This window comes from Arthrobacter sp. ISL-5 (assembly GCF_018613835.1).
In the GTDB taxonomy this organism is placed as follows: Bacteria; Actinomycetota; Actinomycetes; order Actinomycetales; family Micrococcaceae; genus Arthrobacter.
In genome coordinates this window covers 20,832-40,222 of sequence record NZ_JAGGPM010000043.1, presented here as the reverse complement: position 1 = coordinate 40,222, position 19,391 = coordinate 20,832, and the positions used below count along the sequence as shown (strand labels likewise).

The 19,391-nt window shown below is 62.6% G+C and carries 18 protein-coding genes, 2 pseudogenes and 1 riboswitch; of the genes and pseudogenes, 14 read left to right on the top strand and 6 right to left on the bottom strand.

The window, feature by feature from the left end; translation table 11 throughout:
• Positions 1–844 precede the first annotated feature (844 nt).
• Both J7I89_RS26025 and J7I89_RS21415 read left to right on the top strand, forming a co-directional pair.
• The gene (locus J7I89_RS26025) at positions 845–1,231 is read left to right on the top strand and encodes a uracil-DNA glycosylase family protein (protein ID WP_374102036.1); all 387 of its coding nucleotides are present in this window, start codon (positions 845–847) and stop codon (positions 1,229–1,231) included.
• Between the two features lie 189 nt (positions 1,232–1,420).
• Positions 1,421–2,740 carry an IS1380 family transposase gene (locus J7I89_RS21415; protein ID WP_214974721.1) on the top strand — a complete coding sequence of 440 codons (1,320 nt, stop codon included), beginning with the start codon at positions 1,421–1,423 and terminating at the stop codon, positions 2,738–2,740.
• Between the two features lie 135 nt (positions 2,741–2,875).
• On the opposite strand, the gene J7I89_RS21410 is transcribed toward J7I89_RS21415, so the two are convergent.
• The 3 genes from J7I89_RS21410 to J7I89_RS21400 all read right to left on the bottom strand — a co-directional run bounded on the left by J7I89_RS21410 (position 2,876) and on the right by J7I89_RS21400 (position 5,991).
• The gene (locus J7I89_RS21410; RefSeq protein WP_214974511.1) at positions 2,876–4,291 is read right to left on the bottom strand and encodes a hypothetical protein; all 1,416 of its coding nucleotides are present in this window, start codon (positions 4,289–4,291) and stop codon (positions 2,876–2,878) included.
• A gap of 304 nt (positions 4,292–4,595) precedes the next feature.
• Positions 4,596–5,087 carry a hypothetical protein gene (locus tag J7I89_RS21405; RefSeq protein ID WP_214974506.1) on the bottom strand — a complete coding sequence of 164 codons (492 nt, stop codon included), beginning with the start codon at positions 5,085–5,087 and terminating at the stop codon, positions 4,596–4,598.
• Positions 5,088–5,706: 619 nt separating this feature from the next.
• Positions 5,707–5,991, bottom strand: a complete 285-nt coding sequence (locus J7I89_RS21400; protein ID WP_214974498.1) for a hypothetical protein — start codon at positions 5,989–5,991, stop codon at positions 5,707–5,709.
• Between the two features lie 194 nt (positions 5,992–6,185).
• Here J7I89_RS21400 and J7I89_RS21395 point away from each other — a divergent pair.
• The 8 genes and pseudogenes from J7I89_RS21395 to J7I89_RS25675 all read left to right on the top strand — a co-directional run.
• Positions 6,186–6,824, top strand: a pseudogene (locus J7I89_RS21395) (CpaF family protein); the annotation flags it as partial.
• A 277-nt stretch (positions 6,825–7,101) separates the two neighbouring features.
• The gene (locus tag J7I89_RS21390) at positions 7,102–9,264 is read left to right on the top strand and encodes an SH3 domain-containing protein (protein ID WP_214974495.1); all 2,163 of its coding nucleotides are present in this window, start codon (positions 7,102–7,104) and stop codon (positions 9,262–9,264) included.
• A gap of 13 nt (positions 9,265–9,277) precedes the next feature.
• On the top strand, positions 9,278–9,814 hold the full coding sequence (locus tag J7I89_RS21385; protein ID WP_214974493.1) for a hypothetical protein: 537 nt from the start codon (positions 9,278–9,280) through the stop codon (positions 9,812–9,814).
• 346 nt (positions 9,815–10,160) lie between these two features.
• A complete protein-coding gene (locus tag J7I89_RS21380; RefSeq protein WP_214974491.1) occupies positions 10,161–10,850 on the top strand; it encodes a hypothetical protein in 690 nt (229 codons plus the stop codon).
• Between the two features lie 160 nt (positions 10,851–11,010).
• Entirely contained in the window at positions 11,011–11,883 is an 873-nt protein-coding gene (locus J7I89_RS21375; RefSeq protein ID WP_214974489.1) for a hypothetical protein, read from the top strand.
• 38 nt (positions 11,884–11,921) lie between these two features.
• The gene (locus tag J7I89_RS21370; protein WP_214974487.1) at positions 11,922–12,155 is read left to right on the top strand and encodes a hypothetical protein; all 234 of its coding nucleotides are present in this window, start codon (positions 11,922–11,924) and stop codon (positions 12,153–12,155) included.
• A gap of 116 nt (positions 12,156–12,271) precedes the next feature.
• Positions 12,272–12,784 (top strand): hypothetical protein, encoded by a 513-nt coding sequence (locus J7I89_RS21365; RefSeq protein ID WP_214974485.1) that lies wholly within the window; start codon positions 12,272–12,274, stop codon positions 12,782–12,784.
• 333 nt (positions 12,785–13,117) lie between these two features.
• Positions 13,118–13,249, top strand: coding sequence for a hypothetical protein (locus tag J7I89_RS25675; protein ID WP_285290253.1), 132 nt, complete (start codon positions 13,118–13,120; stop codon positions 13,247–13,249).
• A 58-nt stretch (positions 13,250–13,307) separates the two neighbouring features.
• Here J7I89_RS25675 and J7I89_RS21360 read toward each other — a convergent pair whose 3' ends face one another.
• Both J7I89_RS21360 and J7I89_RS21355 read right to left on the bottom strand, forming a co-directional pair.
• The gene (locus tag J7I89_RS21360; RefSeq protein ID WP_214974483.1) at positions 13,308–13,571 is read right to left on the bottom strand and encodes a hypothetical protein; all 264 of its coding nucleotides are present in this window, start codon (positions 13,569–13,571) and stop codon (positions 13,308–13,310) included.
• Positions 13,568–14,224 carry a hypothetical protein gene (locus tag J7I89_RS21355; protein WP_214974481.1) on the bottom strand — a complete coding sequence of 219 codons (657 nt, stop codon included), beginning with the start codon at positions 14,222–14,224 and terminating at the stop codon, positions 13,568–13,570. Before J7I89_RS21355 ends, J7I89_RS21360 begins: the two co-directional genes overlap by 4 nt.
• 128 nt (positions 14,225–14,352) lie before the next feature.
• Here J7I89_RS21355 and J7I89_RS25670 point away from each other — a divergent pair, with 128 nt between their 5' ends.
• Complete coding sequence (locus J7I89_RS25670; RefSeq protein ID WP_285290252.1) at positions 14,353–15,924, top strand: LuxR C-terminal-related transcriptional regulator; 1,572 nt, start codon at positions 14,353–14,355, stop codon at positions 15,922–15,924.
• Positions 15,925–16,524: 600 nt separating this feature from the next.
• On the opposite strand, the gene J7I89_RS21345 is transcribed toward J7I89_RS25670, so the two are convergent.
• The gene (locus tag J7I89_RS21345) at positions 16,525–16,899 is read right to left on the bottom strand and encodes a hypothetical protein (RefSeq protein WP_214974479.1); all 375 of its coding nucleotides are present in this window, start codon (positions 16,897–16,899) and stop codon (positions 16,525–16,527) included.
• Positions 16,900–17,021: 122 nt separating this feature from the next.
• Here J7I89_RS21345 and J7I89_RS21340 point away from each other — a divergent pair, with 122 nt between their 5' ends.
• The 3 genes and pseudogenes from J7I89_RS21340 (at position 17,022) to J7I89_RS21325 (ending at position 19,110) form a co-directional block, all read left to right on the top strand.
• Positions 17,022–17,255 carry a hypothetical protein gene (locus J7I89_RS21340; RefSeq protein WP_214974477.1) on the top strand — a complete coding sequence of 78 codons (234 nt, stop codon included), beginning with the start codon at positions 17,022–17,024 and terminating at the stop codon, positions 17,253–17,255.
• Positions 17,256–17,302: 47 nt separating this feature from the next.
• A riboswitch (TPP riboswitch) is annotated at positions 17,303–17,416 on the top strand.
• An 825-nt stretch (positions 17,417–18,241) separates the two neighbouring features.
• Positions 18,242–18,484, top strand: a pseudogene (locus J7I89_RS21330) (transposase); the annotation flags it as partial.
• Between the two features lie 371 nt (positions 18,485–18,855).
• Complete coding sequence (locus J7I89_RS21325) at positions 18,856–19,110, top strand: hypothetical protein (protein WP_214974475.1); 255 nt, start codon at positions 18,856–18,858, stop codon at positions 19,108–19,110.
• Positions 19,111–19,391: the final 281 nt, after the last annotated feature.

The following is a 19,391-nucleotide window of genomic DNA, read 5'->3' as shown; positions in this document are numbered from 1 at the left end:
GGTCGCCAAGGTGCACCTCAAACTCGATCAATGCTCTGAAGGCCGATTGAATCTTTTGTCATCAGGGATGTATCCACCGTGTACGGCAGCGTTACGCAGATCCGCTAGGTTGATTCGCCAGTTTCGCACCGGCCCCGGCCTGTCAAGATTCCACTGGCCTCCGAGTCGACCTGAGAATTGGGATGTCACCTTTTTTGTGACGGTGTCCTTCGTGTCCAAGACTCTCGCGACAGCCGCGCAGCTCAAGTCCTCTTCCCACATCATCAGGAGCATAACCTCAACCAGGAGCGCTTCGGCGGCTGCACCCGCCAAGATAATTGCGTGAGGTTTTCACCTCGTCCATAAGCAAGATTCGCTTCACGTCGCATGTCGCTAAATGCCGTGAAAATGTTGGGTGAGTAGTCGTTGAACGCTCGGCCGAGTGCTCGTTGCTGATCCTGGGGTAGATCAGGGCCGCGCAAATAACTTGCATCGCTCTCGCCCACATTCGCCATGAAGATTTGCACGGATGGTTTGGCGAAGATCTCGCCTGAGGATAGCAGGATGGGGAGTGCAGCCGGGAGGCCCTTTCTGGTGACGAGCCGCAGAGGTCTTTCAGTGACCAAATGGTGCGCCCTCCGGAGAGAACGCAGCACCTTCAGAGCGTCGTCAAAGATGTCCGTAATGCCATCCTGGCTTGCCGAGACAGTCATCGGGCCCCAGACCTCCGCTACCGTGACAACCCTGGGCCGGCGAATGGGCTGCTCACCACCAGCCGCCTTCTGCCCTAGGGCATCCTCTAGGGCACCCATCACGGCCGCTCCGCTGGGATCAGACACCTCTTGCTCGGACGGCCCATAACTCCATAGTCGCAGCCGAAGCCGGCGGTCTCCCCTACTCCAGGTCTCTCCACTGGAACGTCGTGCCCTGGTGGGTTGCAAACCCAGCCTTTCCACCACGGACGCTGGCTGCTGAAGCACGCCGGGCCGCTCCCCTGCTGGCCGAGCTGCTGGACTTGCTGGAGTCCCGTCCCAAGGTGGTTCTCCTTCTAGGCAAACAAGCACAGGCAGCCTGGTCGCAGCTGCTGCTCAGTGCATCTCTTGAGCTCAAGAGCCTGCCTGTTGTCACCGCTCCCCACCCGAGTCCGCTTGCTTACAACAAGACAGACACAGTCACGGGCAGGCCCAATAAGGAATTGCTAGGAGAAGCCTTCTCGCGGGCGTCAGAGTTGTCCCAAGTCAACACCGTGTGATGACCACCGTGGTCTGTTCGAGCGGCCTGTCTGACCATTGCCACAATGGGCCCGCAACCTACCACTCCGGAAGTTTCTGCTTCCAGGGGTGCTGCTCAGGGAGGCCGACTCTCGGGTCCGTGGCGAGTGCGCGGTAATGCTTCGGCAGCATCACGGGCACTTCGTCCGTCGGCGTGCCGAGCAGGTCCCATCGATCCTCGTAGGCCTGGATTGGAGCGCCTGCGGGACCTGGCCGACGAATGGCTGTCCGTTCCCACGGACAAGGGTGCAAATGCCGGGCTGAAAGTCGCCTCGCTGGTCGCCGGCATGGTTGCCGGCGCGGACTCCATCGATGACATGGCCCTGCTGCGCCACGGCGGCATGGGCAGGATTTTCAAGGCCTGCTACGCGCCCTCAACGCTGGGATCGTTCCTGCGTTCCTTCACCTTCGGACACGTGCGCCAGCTCGACGCTACCGCCTCCCGGTTCCTGGTGAACCTGGCGGGCAGGGCCCCGCTGATTCCGACCAGCGCGGGCGGATATACCTTCGTGGATGTCGATGACACGATCATCGAGGTCCACGGCTACGCCAAGCAGGGCTCCGGTTACGGCTACTCCGGCGTCCGTGGCCTGAACGCGTTGCTGGCCACTGTTTCCACCCCGGATTCGGCCCCGGTGATCGTCGCCCAGCGGCTGCGCAAGGGCTCCGCCGGCTCGCCCCGCGGCGCCAAACGGCTGGTCGCCGATGCCATGGCCACCGTGGTGAGGGTCCGCGGCGCCGGCCCCTCTGGCCCGGTGCTGGTGCGCGCGGACTCGGCGTTCTACGGGTACTCCACCGTGGCCGCCGCGGCGAAGGCCGGCGCCGCCGTATCCGTCACCGTTCGCATGGACCCGGCCGTCAAGAAGGCCATCGCCGGCATCGCCCAAGACGCATGGACACCGATCAAGTACACAGATGCCGTCTACGACGAGACGTCCAAGCGGTGGATCTCCTCGGCTGAGGTCGCCGAAACCGAGTTCACCGCGTTCAGTTCCCGGAAACAGTCCGAACGCGTCACCGGACGCCTGGTCGTGCGCCGGATCCCGGAACTGAATCCGCAGGCCGGCGCGGGCCAGAGAACCCTGTTTGACACCCACCGTCACCACGCGTTCTTCACCACCGGCACGATGGATACCGTCGCCGCGGACAAAACCCACCGCGGTCACGCCGTCATCGAGCAGGTCAATGCCGACCTCAAAGACAGCGCTCTGGCGCACCTGCCCTCAGGTGTTTTCACCGCGAATGCGGCCTGGCTGGTTCTGGCCGTCATGGCGTTCAACCTCACCCGCGCCGCAGCAACCGCGGCAGGCAACGCTCTGGCGAAGGCACGGACCGGAACGATCCGCAGGAAACTGATCAGCGTCCCGGCCAGGATCGCTTCCAGTGCCCGTAAAATCCGTCTCCACCTCCCCGCAGGCTGGCCCTGGGAAACCGCATGGACCGACCTGTCCGCCCTGGCCCTGAAACCGCCGGCCAAAGCACCGGCCTGACCGCCGCCCAACGACAAACCCTACCGAAAGACAGTGGAACACCCCGGCAGCGAGGCCGGCAGCTTCACGCTGCCCGCACTCCGGTCCCGCACCCGAAAATCGATCCCGGGCACCGGCCGACCGCCCATCGGTGGATCAAGGCTTAGCTAGTCCGGGGCGCAACCCAGAGACGTCAGCCCTGGCCAGATCCCGGTAGAGGTCCACGGCTTCGGTGCACGCGCCCAGTGCCTCGTCCAAGCGCCCCACGTTTGAGAGGTGAGTGGTGAGACTGTTCAGTGCCTGGGCGAGGTCCTGCTGGCTCCATCCGCTGTCCGCCTGCGCGAGGTCCCGGACTGCGTCAGCGATTTGGCTAGTGAGTGTCAGAGCGAGACCGTTGAGGATGACATCAGGCCGGGACGGCAAGGCTTTCAGGGCGGGGGGCAGCACTTCGGGCTCAGGGACAATTACTGAGACTGCCCTCTCAAGTGCCCCCGCCACGGTGCTGCCAGCCAGCATCAGGACCAAATCAGTCCCGGCAGCGACTTGATCTGCAGCAGTACGACACAGCCGAGCAAGGTTGGTGCTGAGAACAGGGCGGAGGGCATTTCCGAGTTTCTTGTCGTACGATGCTGCCCGTGCGAAAGCGTCCAAAGGCTGTATGAGGCTAGCGGGATGCTCGCGGTTCAGGACGGCTTCGAGAATGTTTGGGTATCCGCCCAGCTCCCCGCTTAGCAGATATTCGCCGAGCGGGCCCGGTTCGAGCGGGTTCCACCAATGGGGTCCAGGGTATAAAGCATGAGCCCAGCGTGCGAGTTCATAGCGTCGTTCCCCGCTGGCATCTGACAGTTCCGGAATGTGGCGCAGCATACGGGCCGCTTCGTCTTCCGCCTCGGCGTCGGACTCCGCCCCTGCTCCCGCTCCGGCTAGTGTGGCCAAGGCGACGAGGCGGCGTCGAAGAACCGGCGAGATGTGTAGTCCGTTAGCGAGGCTGGCCCAATATCGGTCTTCGTGCCGGATAAGTCCCTCAAAAAGTCCTGCACGAGTGGAGGGAAGGTCGTCGTGGCGGTTGTAAACGGAAAGATACGCGGCGGTGACGATGAGCAAGGGATTGGCAAACGTCTCTCCGGACAGATCCGGTGCCATACCTTCAATCGAAGCAATGGAGGAATCCGCCCTTGCAGCGAACGCCTTGACCGCGGCGTCGAATAGGATGGCGCGTTCTCCGAGCGTCGGCACGGTCTCATCGAGGACCCGAGCAGTGGCATCGTCGAGCACAGACTCGAGCCAATCGTCCCCGCTGCGCAGCACACTTATCCAGTCGCCACTCTTTTCGGGCGATTTACGGACCAGCAGCAGCACTCGTACAGGGTAATCGGTTCGGGCCTTCCGCTGGAGGGCCGGCAGCACTGCTTCGAGCTGCTCGATGCGGGTCTCTGCGTAGTCGATGACAATAAGCCTAGGGTTGGGCGTGTCCGCCAGATCCTTGAGGCCCGACGGGTCGGCGCTGCGCTGCAATAGCCCGGAAAGCCAGCCAGCTTGGGCTGCCGTTCTTTCGGAGAGTTCGACGCCCAAACGAGTTTTCCGCTCCCGCCTCGGCCCCCGATGACGCAGACCGCGAAGGGATCAGGTGTGCCGACCCACGCCGACAAGGCGGCCAAATGCCCGCCGCGGTCGATATAGGGAAGAACACCGGAACGGGCCAACACTAGACGGGCAGGAGACGATATGTGCAGCCCAACGGGGACGGTCGCCGGTTCCAATGGGACGTGCCACGATCGCTCATTGAAGGTGATTTGGATTGTGGACCCGGAGACGTTGCTGATTTGTACGTTCTGGTTACCGTCCGCCCACTGAGCCGCGTGCGGCTCCATCCGCCTCAGAAATCCTTTATGTTTTGACGTGGCGGAGAAGGTGGATATGCAGGACCGCCCTGGCTGACTGTGATGTTCGAGTGTTCTGTATTAGCCGCCTGCACGTTTCTGTCGCCCACTGCGCTTTGTGTGACGGATGGAATAGCTACCCCAGCTCTCTTAGCATCTTCGACAAGGGCTTCGAGTTCCACCTTGAACGTCGAGTCCGCGTCGGCATGCTGCTTAATCGCCTCGGCTAGTGACTGTTGAAGTTTCGCGCTGTCCGAAACGCGCGCCACGTCTTCAAGGACCGTTGCCGCGCCGGTTCCAACTTCTGAGAACCGGCTCCTGAGCCAGCGAACCAGCTTTTCGAGGGAATCGGCACCTCTCGTTGCCGTTTCCTCGCCGGCCTTCTCGGCAAACTTTTCGAAGTACTTGGCCACCAGCGTGGCGGCCACTACGCCCAAAGTCACTGGATCCACGTCCACGCCCCGTTTCACAGTCTCAATTACCTCCAATCAGAGTAGATCCAGTCAGCTCACGCGTACAGCTGGTATGAGGGGCCAAAATATGAGCTGGGCGAAACCGATTCTCGGAAGGATGGAGGACTGTCAGCGGAAGGCTCTCATGGTTACAGGTTCGTGAGCCACGTCGAGCTTAGGGGGCGGCCTCTGGCCGGCGGCGGTAAGTATGGATCCCCTCGAGCAGCGTTCGCCGCCTCACCGCGTCAGAGTGGGACATCATCGAATACCACCAGTGCCAGCCCGCGCTCCGCTCCATCCAGTGGAACGCCTGCCAGGCTTCCTACCCGAAAACCTGCATCTGCCCAGCGGTGCCCCGCTCCGTCCCCCATTTATTTCGGAGCGGACCACCTACCGTCGCCGTAGATCCCCCAATGGGCCGTTCCGGCAACAGTAAAGGGAGCATATGCCATGCAAGTAAACGGCACGTAACCTGCCCCCAGGCTTATGAAGTTGGATGACTCACCTACGTCCCAGTAGTAACCTTGTAGGTGGCAACCCCCGCGTGTCCCCCCATGTGCGGGGGTTGCTCCGTTAAAGAGGCACCCTGCGCTAACGGCTTCCGCGTCGGTCAAGGGTGAGGCCCATTAGAGGGCACTGTTCCCTTCTACAGTGCCTATTCGGGCGCCCCGTTCACTGCAATTTCGTTGAGCGCCACCCACAGTGCGCGGAGGAAACCCTCACTGTCTGGACGGAGAACGGCAGACCTCACACTCCGCCCATCCCATCGCTCGGCCAGCAGGATCCCGCCAGTAAAACGAGTCACGAACACGTCATCAGCCACCCACGCCACACCATTCTTGAAGCCGAACATTGCCGCTGGCAGCAGCATCCCTCGACAGCCCATCACAACATCCACAGGGATGTTGGCGCTTCCTTGATCCTCTTCGTCTCCACCCATAGCACGAACCTAAGCGACGGGCGGAGACAAGACATCAGTACTCAGTACCCGTCTTTCCCCGGCACGAGCACCCGCCTACTCAGGCGGACCCGACCGTCCAATCGACACGTTGAATGTCACCAGGAAACCCCGCCAGTCATCGCGTCTGGCGGGGTTTCCTTGTTGTGGGAAGAAACCTATATCGAATCGTTTTCCCCACTGAGATCTATGTGGGCTGGAACGGGGAGTCCGAACTGACGTCGCTCAGCCTCACTGACCAGCAGGTCCGCGACCTGGTGGAGCGCATGCTGAAAAGTTCCTGCCGGCGCCTGGACATGTCCTCGCCTTTCGTGGATGCCGCGCTGCCCGACGGGTCACGGCTCCATGTGGTCATACCGGACGTCACCAGGCGCCATTTGGGCCATCAACATCCGCAAGTTCGCCGTCAAGGCCAGCCGCCTGGAACACCTCGTAGAGCTGGGCACCCTGACTCCCCAGTCGGCACGGTTTCTCGGAGCCGCGGTGGCCAGCGGGCTCAACATCCTGGTATCCGGAGCCACCCAGGCGGGCAAGACCACAATGCTCAACTGCCTGGCGGCCAGCATCGGCAGCCGCGAGCGCGTGATCACGGTTGAGGAAATCTTTGAGCTCCAGTTTCCGCTGCGCGACGTCGTCGGGCTGCAGTGCAGGCAGCCCAACCTGGAAGGAGAGGGTGAAATCCCGCTGCGGCGCTTGGTCAAGGAAGCCTCCGGATGCGGCCCGACCGCCTCGTAGTGGGGGAAGTACGGGAGGTCGAAAGCCTCGACATTCTCATCGCCCTGAATTCCGGGCTTCCCGACTTTGCTCAAGCACATGTCGGGATCTAGTTGTCTCGCATACGCTGTGATCTCCAGCGACAGGCGTTGAGGCAAGGGCATTAAAACACCGACGGCCCTGTCATGTCCGCCTACGTTACGACCGTACCGGTCCCCGAATCAGGCGTTACTCTTTCCCGCGGAAGTCCCTGTGCTGGTGGGAGGGCCAACTTGGGGTTCCAGTTGAAAATACTCGGTGTAAAGGGTCCGTCGGTGATGCCCTCAGCCCGGGTCCTTCGGGCAATAAACGGTTACGGATGCGTGCAATCATCGGACAATGAATGACAGCCGGGGGCCGGCCCATGCAAGGGCACAACGGCGTCCCCTCCCAAGCGGTGTCGGCTCACCGACTAAACAAGCGGACCAGCCTGCTGCGTTCAACGGCGCCGTCTCCCCAACAGCTCCGGCAACGAAAGCCACGGTGCTGCGGCTGCAAAGCATTGTCGGCAACACCGCGACCAGGCGGTTGGTCTCACAAGCACCTTCAACCGGAGAGCGGGCCGTGCAGCGGGCGCCGGGAAGTCCGGCACCGGCGGCCAGCGTGACGTTGCCGTCGCCCCCAGTGCCATCCGCGCCGCCCTCGGCCGGCAATCGCGTCGCTTTCGTCCGAGAAGAGGGGCTCAACCTGCGCGCCGGCCCGGACCAGGCGTCGAACTCGCTGGCCCAGTTGCCCTTCGGCGCCCGTGTGCACGTGCTCGAGGATGAGGCGATACATCCAGGTTGGCAGAAGGTGACTACACCGGCTGCGGCGGTTGGGTTCCTCTCCGCCCATAGAGTGCACTTCGCACCGACCGACCTGGTTGCCCGCGACCCGGGGATGAGCATGATCCGGATCCGCAGCGGACAGACGTTTTGGGGGTTGGTCAAGGAGCAGTACGGCATCCAGGGCAATGAAAGCACGGCCGACCAAAACATCAACCACTTCATCAATGCGATCAGGTCGGTGAACAAGGGCGACGCTTTCATCGTCAACACCGACTGGCTCGACGACATCGGCAACTGGGTGATCGGTGGGCGCGATGCCTCGGACACTTCGCTGAAGGCCGGGTACGACCTGTGGATACCCAGCTTCGGCGTGGCGGTGGCCATGGACGTGGGCAGCGGTACAGTAACGGGAGAAGTAGCGAGGATCGTCAAGAAGATCGAACAGAAGATCCAGGACTTCGGCACCGCCTGCTCGGCGACAGTCAAGTACGTTCCCGGGGCCGTCTCCCGGCACGCCGGCGAAACCGCGATGGGGCTTCTCACCGGCCTGATCGACTTCGCGATTGACGCAGCCAAGATCCTGGCCGTGAGCACAGCGGTAGGCGCCCTGATCGGTGCGCTATTCGGCGGAGTGGGCGCAGTACCGGGCGCCGAAATTGGCTTCGAGATAGGCTTGCTGATCCTCGAGTACTACGGCCTGGCGATGCTGATCGAGGCGATCCTGAGCATGGCCGGTAGCCTGGTCGGGCAGCTCGGCAGCTTCGTCAGCCAGGTCTGGAACGCCAACGGCGACGCCAAGCAGCTTGACACGGCAGGCAAGACGCTGGCCGATGCCCTGGGAATCCTGGTAAGCGCCCTGTTGGTAGCCCTGGCCGCGTACCTTATGAAGAAGGGCGGCGATGCCCTCGCCAAGACCAAGTTCGCCGGCAAGGTCGGACAGAGCCAACTCGCCCGCTGGCTGACGGACCGGCAGAAAATGAAAACGACTGCCGAAACAATCTCTCCGCCTGCGAGCATGCTGCCGCCCCGCGAGTCCGGAGCGATTGACCGCGAATCAGGCAAAGCCGGTTCCACGAGGAATAAAGCCAGCGCTGGCGCCAAGACCGGCTCCGACCCGACCCCCGAAACCATACGGGCGGGCACGGTCAGGATGGATGAGCACCCAAACTACGGCACCGAGGTCGCGGCGCTTCAGGAACGCGGGTTCACTATTGTGAGAACTACTGGTGACCCGCACGTGGTGATCAGGCGAGTAGTGGGCTCCGACGGCTCGGTCCTGCGGGTGGAGAAAGAAGTGCATGTGCGTACGGACATGCGACACCTGGACTTCGAGCACGAGGTGGGTCATGTGCGGCAGGTGACTGACCCGGCCAGGTTCCCGGATGGCCCACCACCCACAGAGATCAGGATCGAGGACAGCCGTGGGATGAGGAAAGCCCCCAATCAGGGCGGCGTATTGAACACGCGTCAGAATGCGATCATGGAGTATCATAATCGGTTGCAGGAGCTGGTGTGGCTGGAGAAACGCGGGACCTCGTCGTCGGTCATGCGCGAACATCTGGAGGGCATCGACGGCAGCATCTCGGACAAGGGCTGGCGTCGTCGATACTTGGACGCTACCCGCGGTGGCGAGAAGAGCAGCATCACCCAATGGGCGAAGGAACGGTTCCCCGACATCCCCGAGTTCGAAGGCCGGGTCGCCGACATCCGGCGCAAGCTACTGAATGAGAAGTAAGGAGGAGCCGGCGATGCAGATCAGTCCCCGCAGTGACTACCCGATCCGGGTTCGTCCGCGCGGCTGGGACGAGGATCCCGCGGTCGCGAGGTTCTACGACGGCATCTTCGATGTCACTCTCAATAACACGGTCACGATCACCTTCGTGCCCGAGCGCGGGCCCCGCTCGAGCGCGTTGAACCGCGCCAACTTACCAGCCGATCTCGATTCCATCGGCAGCTCCGATGAGGCGCGGCTGGAGGCGGTGCTGTTCGCGGACCGGGCCGTCACACCGGACGCAGACCGCGCTGGGACGGCTGAGCCGCTGCAGATCCCGGTCTGGCGCGACGGGCCGGATGCGGTGCCGGGCACCGTGTTCTATATATCGCGCGACGAGTTTGCCGCCGTCGTGAAGGATCTTGAAGCGTTGACGGCCGAACACGGTGACCTCTATTCGGACTCGCCGGTCTCGTCGTTGCGCGGGCACCCTGCCGTCGACTTCGTCCAGCGGTTGCTCTCCGACCCCGCGTTCGGTGAGCAGGATCTACAGTCCCTGCGCGATCCCGACTGAGGGGTCGCCGTTCGGTGTGGCCAGTGAATAACCGCACTCTCACTGAACACGTGTTCCAGCCATCAACGTAGTAACGGACCAAGATTGGCTGGCAGGAAAGACAGCCGTCTAGGGACGGGGTTTGCGTAAAGCAGTCCCATAGTCCAGAAACCGGGCCTCCCTGATATTGCTGAGAACTCACCGGCTATCTGGCCAACAGGATCGAACCCTGGGGACTGTTCGCTGTCCCGGTGAACCTGGCAGTGTTGAACCCGGACCACACGCCGTATTGCGTCAGCAGCCCCAACGAGGAGCTGAACGACGTGCTCAAAGAGTGGTCACACGATGTCCTTCCTGCGTTGCCCTAATGCAGCAGCAGCAGCCCGCCCGCCGACCGTGGACGTTCGCCTCGGTGTGCGTTATGGTTCCCGCTCTGACGCTCCTGGTGTTCGGTCTGACCCAGGTGCCTGTGATCGAGCTGCTGCCCTGGTACACGGCCGCCTACCTGCTGATCGGCGCCTGCATCTTCGGCCCGGTGGGCAAGCTGCCGTCGCTGCGTCAGGCCGTGGCGTTCCTGCTTCCCGGCGCCCTGCTCGTCCCTCTGGCGCTCTTAAACGTCGGACTCTGGGGCGGCGGCTGGCTGCTCGGGCTCCCGGCATGGGGTCTGCTGCTGAGCCGGTGGACGCCGGGGAACCGGCTCCCTGTGGGTCGGGTCCTGACGTTCCTGGGGCTTCTGGTGCTGGGCATGGCGATCTTTACGTTCAACATGATCTGGGTGATCTTCAGCTTCACTGTGTTCCTGTTGCCAGCCATCCCACTGATCCGGCTTTCCTACCCCGAATACAGGGCGAGGCGCCTGCAGGCGGGGATGGAAATCCTCCTCGCTGCGACCGCCGTCGTGGTGGCCGTAGCGATTCCCACCCCGGAAGGAGCGTGGGCTGCGCCGTGGATGTACGCGGGCGGGGCCGCCACTGCGGGACTGATGATCACCTACTGGGCCACACGGGTTCCCCGCCGCTTTCCCAGGCTGCAGCTCGGCGATGGGGCGATCGTCTAGGCTCGGCGCAGCACCCTGTGATGTTCGTCCGGCGTCTGAACCCGATGCTGCAAGAGCATCCCCGTTACTGGACCGAAAGAGCGGCCGCGCTAGCTAATCCCTGATTGGTAGAGTCAGCACCGGCGGGTCGAAGCCGCTCAGGACTATGAGGGGGACTCCAGTGGGACTTGGCAGTTGGCTGCGAAAGACGATCGGCGGGAATGCGTTCACACCGGCGGTGCATCCAGAGGAGCACACTGACGACCAGCCTCACGCAGTGCTCACCATCTCGATGCACCTGAACCAATGTCTGGAAGTGGCCGGGACCACGACCTTTGCCAAGGACGCCGTCGCCGCCCTGACCGACCGAAAAGGCCTCGGTGAGCGCGGCTATTACGAGGGTCAGGCACAGCTGCAGCGGGAGCCCGAGAACCCAGTGGATCCGCAGGCCGTGGCCGTCCTCGTGGATGGTGAGAAGGTCGGATGCCTCCCGTCTTATGCTGCCAAGGACCTCCCACTGCCGGCCGGTGCAAGCGCATCCGTCAGCTACCAGCTGCACGTCCTGCGTGAGCAAAAGATGCTTGCCAAGGCTTACGTGTGGCTGGGCGACGGCGAGCCGGAATGGGCCCACACCCGAGAGAACCCGCCTGCGCTGACCTCGCGGGAACGAATCAACAGCTCCCACACAGAGAAGTCCACTATGGTCCGGGAAGCGGTGCAGGGTGGCGGTGAACGCGCACAACAGTTCAAACGGGGCATAGTTGACGGCGCCCACTACCTGGAGCTCGTCGAGCCAATCAAGCAGTTGAAACGCGAAGTCCGGCTGGAAGAAGCTCTGGTCCTTTGCTACAAAGCCATCGAGGCCGCTGAAGGGGACGCTAAGGGTGACATGCCGGCGCCCTGGTACACGGAGCAGGCCGCCATCGTGCACCGGAAGCTCGGCCAGAAGGATGAGGAGATCGCGGTCCTGAAAAGGTGGCTGGCACACTGCCCGAAGCAGTATCGGAATGGGAGCGGGATCGCCGAACGGCTAGCGAAGCTGGAGGCGAAATGATGCCCGGCGGCTCACAGCGGAGCACGGGCATGCGGTCCGTGAGGCCGGATGGATGGCCTCCCGCCGTCCCGAAGGCCGAGCAAGGCTGGGGCGGCTGGCCGCCTTACGAAGAGCACCTCACCGTCGAACAGCCGGTCGATTCGTGGCGATTCGTCGCCGGCCAGCTGCATCGCTGGGATGAGGTGGACGCCCGAGTGAATCCGCGCAGCGATGGAGATCCGGAACCGAGAGGCCTGGAGCTGGCCCGAAAGCTGGAAGAACGGATCAACTAAGGCCCAGCTTGTCCCGTCTCTCACGCCGATGATGCACTCTGCTTGCTTAGGCTGCCGCCCTCGGTCACCGGTTCATCGTATGTGTGGCCGACCCAGGGCGGTCGTAGACTCGAGCCATGAAGACGGGTTGGGGGATCCTGGGAATCGCTGCGCTGGTCACGCTGCCTGCCTCTGGCTGCAGCACTGCCTGTCCTGCCATCGGATACGTCAGCACCATCGAGGTGATCATGGAGGGGGACACGAAGGCAGTCAATGAGGTCCAGCTGTGTACGGACGAAGGTTGTTCTGCGCCTGAACCCACCGCTGGGCCTGCCCCGTCGGTCATCGTTTCCGAGCACTGGGTACCGCTGCCCAACGGGGGCTTCTCCCCCGCGGCCGGGCCAAGCATTCCACCGCCCACCTACCCGGACGCGCCCTTCCTCAGCTACAAGCGCGACGCCGGCAAATGGGCCTTCTACCCGGCGGCGACGCGCAACGGCACACCGGACCGGGTCACCCTGCGGGCCCTCGCCGACGACGGCTCCGTGCTGGCCGAGCAGGTGAACGACCTGGAATGGACGAAGGACGACCCGTTCAACCCCTGTGGCAGCCCGGTTACGACACCGCCGATCGTCTTCATAGTGAGGTGAACGATGAGTACCGATGTCGAGCGCCGCTTTCGGCTCGGAACTGCCTCCCTCGTCGTGTTGGCGGCTGCGTTGACTGCCTGTGCAGGGCAAGCGGACCCTGCCCTTGGTTCCAACCCACCAATAGACAAGCCAGTGCTGCCCATCGAAACAATCACGCCGCAGTACAGCGAACTCATCATTGACCAGACAACACACCCCGCCCCGACCGTGCCCTGGTAGCTGATCAAGGTGGACCCTTAGGAGAACCGAATCTACCTCTCGGCGTCCAGCACCGGCTGCAGTCATCCCAGAAAAGTCAGAGTCACCGAAAGCGACTCCTCCATCCAGATCACGGTGACCGGCACAAGCGACAGCGAACCGGGCAGCATCGACAGCGAACCGGGCAGCATGCAGTACGTCACCTTGATCGGCTACGTCCAGCTCAGCTCCATAGGTGACCGGGAGGTCATCGGCAACGCCAGCTGAAAACGAAGGCGCCGTGCCGTGCTGGGTGAGCAGGAGAACTTGGACCAGGTAGACCCGTTCAAACAACCAACGTGGTGGTTGGATGGAAATTCGCAGGATCTAGCGGGTTGTCTGGGATGAAGTTGATCCATGGGTCAGCGGAACCGACTCCGCGCCCGGCGAAGGTAGCCGTGACATCGACGTACTCGGACCCCGTTGCTGCTGCGACGCCGGCGAACACCTGGTTTAGTGCATCAGCCAAGAGATGTGCCACGGCAGCAAACGGGTGACCCGGATCGAAGTACGCCAACCCGCGGATGGCACCGATCAGGGCCAGTCTCACGACTGCCCCACCGTGTCTGCACTTACCGCATCTAGTCGGGCGACGCCCCGATCACCGCGCCAGAGGATCCAGCCGAGGAGACCAAAGAGCAGCACCCAGATGCCGATGCCAATCCGGCCGGCGACGTGGGGCCCCATGATGGCCGGAATCAGCGGCACGAAGACGTAGATCCCCAATACCAGCGGCAGGAACTGCTTCGCACCCCTCCATGCACGAGCCCGAAGGACACCGATGCCGCCCAGGACCAGTCCGATCCCTGTGAGCATCGTCGGGATCGCAAAGAGCGATTGGATCAGGCTGTACAGCGGGTCCCCGGAAACGGAGTGCGCGGCCGTGATGGCAGCCAGCTCCAGGAGAGACAGCGAAGCAAGACCGATGATTCCGATGAAAAGGCCTGCACGCGCAAGCCGTGATGATCCGACAGCGGGGGTCCGCAGCAGCGCTACGATCGCTGCGACCATCGTGACGTGTTGCACTGCAAAGAACACCTGCGCGATGGTGAATCCGGTTGCGTTGAACGGGTAGCTGAAGTGCTCCGGGACAACCACTGGCGGATAAACGCTCACCACGACCGCAGACAGCGCGCCCGCGATTCCTCCCCAGAATCCGATCGCGCCGAGCCGCCGGACAGTTTCAGCTGCTTTGAGTGCCATTGGGATGCTCCCTGGTGTTGTGGGGGTTGCTGAGCGGTGCCCAGTTCGTTCATGATGCTCGCCACTTCCAGCCGGGGCATCCGTGGAACCACCTGTCTTAGTACCTAGGACGGACATAGCATGGGCACATGACGGCGTGGGCAGGCAGATCAGCGGGGCATATGCAGGCCGCAATCCGGGCAGCCCGCGTGGCCAGTGCCCGCCGCGAATATGCAGAGGCAAGCGCCCTCCTCTGCACCGCCATCGATCTCGTAGACGAAACCCCACCTTCCCCCATCCGCAAGGTTGACCTCCTGCTCGAACTCGCCCGGAGCCGATTTCACGCCGGCAACGTCGCCCTGGCCTGGGAAGCCTGCAACGCTGCCGCTGACATCGCACGGGAGACCGGTGACGGGCCCGCCATGGCAGATGCCGCGGTAGTGATCCGCGGCATCACGAATTCTCCGGTCAAGGCCCAGGTGCACGCGCTGTGCCTCGAGGCACTCGCGTTGCTCGACGACTCCGATCCGGTGCGCTGTGCACGCGTTCGCGCGCAGCTGGCCGCCACCGGCAGCGTCTGGGTCAGCGAACGCTATTTTGATCTCGACAGCGAAGCAGACACCGCCGCTATGACCGCCGAAGACCCCGATACAGCGTTCCTCGGTTTCCATGCCCGTCATGCCCGATTCCTCGGCGCCGAGCATGTCAGCCACCGCTTGGCGGTCGCCGACCGTGCCGTAGAGCTCGGGAGGCGGAAGGGGACGGACGAATACCTTGCCTGGGGTCTCCTCTGGCGCATCGACGCGCTCCTCCAACTCGGGCGGATCGTGGAAGTATCGGCGGAGCTTGAGGTCCTCACGAGCATCGCCAACCGGATGCGGGAGGAACTGTGGACATGCAGGCTGGAACTGATCCGGGCCGTTCTGCTGCACCTCGAAGGCCGGTATTCCGAGGCGCTCCTGCATGCAGACACTGCACTGCGGCTCAGCGCGAAGGCGGAGGACGAAACGGTTCCATTCCTGCATCTGGTGATGACCTCGAACATCGCGGTCCTGACTGGGATCGGACTTCAGGAGGCGGAAAGGACCGTACGGGCCAGGCTCGAGAACACGCCGTACTTTGCCAAGGGCTGGCTGGCGCAGATCCTTGCCGCAATGGACAGGAAAGAGGAAGTACAAGCCCTGTGGAAGGCCATGGTCCCCCACCTCCAGGATTTCCCCCGGCGTGCCCCGGAGTGGCTCATCGCAGCGACAGGCAATGCCACGCTCTGCGTATATCTCAAGGACCGCGCCACAGCGTCGGCTCTCTACAGCGATCTCCTGCCGTTCGAGAATTTCCAGTCGATCGCTGACTCACAGACCCCGTCCTCAGGGCCGGTGGCCTACTACCTGGGTCAGTTGGCGGCCCTGCTCGGTCACCCCGAGGCAGCCCGCGAGCATTTCCTCACCGCGATCCGGCTGGCCGAGGGCATCAACGCTGCGCCCTTCGCAGCGATGGCACGCCTGGAGCTGGGGCGGCTCCGCCGCTCCGGCGAGCTCCTCACCGTACGGGAGTCCGAGGTGGCGGCGCTTGTGGCCGAGGGCCATAGCAATAGGGTCATAGCTCAGACGTTGTTTCTCTCCGAACGTACCGTGGAAAACCATGTGAGCAACATCTTGAGGAAGCTGGGCGTAGTCTCGCGGTCCGCTATTGCCGTATGGCATGTGGGACGGCAGAGCTAAAGCCGGACGATATCTGAACAATGCTTCAGGGCTGCCACTGGCATCGGTGGACCCAGATGGATATGCGGACGAGCTGCTGACGACAGAAATTTTACGGTGAACGGCTGCCTGAGGTCGTGGAGTAATTTGTGGCCACCGACAACTGTTCAGAAGTGCATCCCAATCCTCTACTGTGATCACCCACCCAATCGTTTTGAACAGGTGGCTCAGTTTTCAACCGTCACCGTGGCTCTCAGTTTTCGACCGTCACCGACACATCTCGACCTCCGCGCCGACGTTTACTCGGCCAGTCAACGGCAGTAGCCACCGCCACCATTACAACGCGCCAAAGCCTTGAGGAGCAGAACCACACACTGCAGAGCGAGATCCAAGAACTACAAGCCAGGCTCCAAGACCAAGAGGAAGAACTAGGTGCCGCCCGGGAGGCGAACCGCCAACTCATGGGTCAACTCAACAAGACAACGGCAAGCGTTGGTTGGTCCGGGCAGCCTCAGAGGTGTGCGCCAACTGAAGGGTCCTGAAGGAGAGACCATTTAGGCCCTGGAGGCAAATCAACAACGACCCGTTTCAAGAACTTGACGACCGCACACTGTTGTTGGTTTAAAGGCCGAACAGTTGAGCTGCCAGCGAATATATCCCCCACAACCCAGCCGCTAACAGGATGCCCAGGTAGGCCAAGACCAGCCTCGTATCGCGGAGGTAGCACTTCGATTTCGTCAGGCCCCTCCGTCGTGCTTTCCAATAGCCTGCGAATCCGACTGCGGCGAACACGGCCAGTGCCACCGGACCGGCTGCCCAGCCGAGCAGGGCAATGGTCGCGAAGATGCAGAGCCGCAGCGGGTCGAAGGTCGGCGGGGACTGCGGATCCGTTTCAGGGTCAGGGCTGTGTCCGTGCCGGCCTGCGTGCTTGGAGCGCACCAGCTGCGACGGCAATGGCCCGGCTGCAATACGCCGGGCATCAGATGCGGAACTCATCATTGCTTCCTATCGCTGACTCAGACCTGGCGGACTGGGAGAAGCCGTGTGCCCGTGGCTGTGCTCATGCGTTGCCTGGCCAGGGCCGGCCACGCCTGGACAGCACAGAACGGAGCACACTGATGATCGCCGGCGTCACTCTTCGTGCCCACATGAACGCAGCATTGCGTGAGCCGTTCCTCGATCATGGTCGAGATGTCCATGAAGGGCTTGACCATGATTCGGGTGATCCGTTCGGCGAGGAGCCGACGCAGCCGCTGTTGCTGTCCTGGAAGCTTGCCGGCAGCCAGCGCTATCTGCTTGGGCGGGGAGCTCTTTCCGCCGGGAAGCCGAAGACCAGGGTCTTTAGGCCCTAGTTCTGGATGCTCCAGACGCGCCGGACGCGTATACTTTAAGTGGCCTGCGGGACGGGCGAGGGAGCCGAAAGGCTGAGAGGCCAGAAGGTCGAAAGGTTGACTGGCGACCCCAATTACCTGATCCGGACAATACCGGCGAAGGAAAATCGCCTCGCAGGTCCTGTCATGTCTGCGGAAACGCCTTCAGGCCCGGAGCGCATGGGGCAGCACCCGCTCCCTCTCAACCCCGCGCCCCGGACAGGCAGCTCCCTTTGCCGACAGCGCCGCCAAGGGTGACGCGCATGGGCGTCGGATTCTGCTCAATCATTCGAATGGGCAAACTCCAGCCCCTTGTAATCACACGGTAGGCAACTTCTGGTGGGACATGATCCAGCAAAATCCGCTCCCGGCCCGGGGCTCTTGCAATTGCCGAGCCGATGGACGTCAGATGGACTCAAACCGCGCATCTGAGGAGGTCACCATGACGGTCTCTTTCAACCACACCATCGTCTACGCAACGGACAAGCGCCGTTCGGCGGAGTCCTGGCCAAGGTGCTCGGACTGCCAGAACCCCAACCCATGTGGTCCTTCATGACCGTGTCACTTGACCACGGAGTGGCCCTCGATTTCGCCACGGCGGACCGGCCCATCTCCCCGCAGCACTACGCCTTCCTGGTCAGCGAGAGTCTCACCTATGCAGATTGACGCGACGAACCGTAGGCAGGATCGGCTGATCAACGCCGTAAGAGCTGGAACCGCACACTCCAGTTGGGACACTCCCTGTTCGAGATGTGCGGCCTACAGAGGATGGGCTGGCCGATGAGCGATTCTGTGATGTCGATCAGACGCCGACGGGCAATGCTGTCGTATGCCTGGGCGTTGGCACGGACACGTCGGGCCCGGCTGATCAACGCCATAAGAGACCGTCGCAGTTTTCGCTACAGTCTCTCGCCGTCCGTGAGCCCTCCGGACCCTTGCCCTGATCCACGGCTTGGACAACATGAACAAAGATCCGCACGGTGATCTGCACGACCAACGCGATTGAGAGCATAAACGCCCGGATCCGCCGCGCTGTGAACGCCCGCGGCCACTTCCGCACCGAACAGGCCGCGCTGAAGTTCGTCTATCTGGCGATCATGAGCCTGGACCCCACCGGCAAGGGCCGAAAACGCTGGAGTAACCGTTGGAAGGCCGCTTTGAACGCCTTCGAGATCACTTTCGACGGACGCCTGTCGGCCGCTTGGAGCTAGAAAAGACAACCCAGTTACACCGAATAATTGACAGACCCGCTTGTCCCGACGACTTAGGAAAGTGACAAGGACGAGACCCTGTTGCCTCATTGCAATACCTCCGGGTGAATCCCCCTGCGCCACGCAACGCGCCATGCGCCCCGTGGTTCCTGTGGCCGCGGCCCCTGGCCCGCCCGGTAGTTGTGTGTGTCGTTCCGGCTGAAAGACCTCTGGCCACAGCGCTTGGTGCGCCGGGCCTGTCCGAGTTCCCCGAGGGCTACTGTTCCGGGCTCGGTTGCAGGTCTGGTCGGGTTGTTGTGGTTTTGGGGCTGTTGGTTCCACCGGCTGCGGGTAGACTCCGTGCCAGTTCGATGGGTGAAGGAGTGACAGGGATGTCAGTGCTGGTTCATGAGAGCAGCGGGCGGGTGGAGCGTTTTGATGATGATGAGAGTGGGCGTTATTCCTATCAGGTGGGCCCCTCCGGGGTGCTGATTGTCCTGCGTTCTGTTGATTCGGAGGAGTGGAGCGTTCTGTGGGAGTACGCTCTCAGCGCGTGGGCGAAGGTTCAGGGAATGCGTTTTTCCTCGGAAGCGGACCATCTTGGCGGAGCCGATGGAAAGGCTCACCAGCGGGCAGCCGGTTTGTAGACGTGCCGGGGCCATTCCTGGTGCCGCTTAACAGGCGGTTCGCTCTGGTTTGGCACCGCGGGGCGTCTTTACCATGAGCCATGGATAGCAGGGATCCTTTGGGAGGTTCTTCGGCAGAGTGAGCAGCGCCGCAGCGAGGCGCCGCTCGACTTCGTCGTATGTGGTTTTTCTTGGCATAAGGCGGGGTATCCCCGCAGGCAAGTCCTGTTGGCCGATGCACAAGGCCGCCCTGACTTGATACCTTGTGCCTCTAAGCATCTCCGCGGGGCACTTGTGTGGGA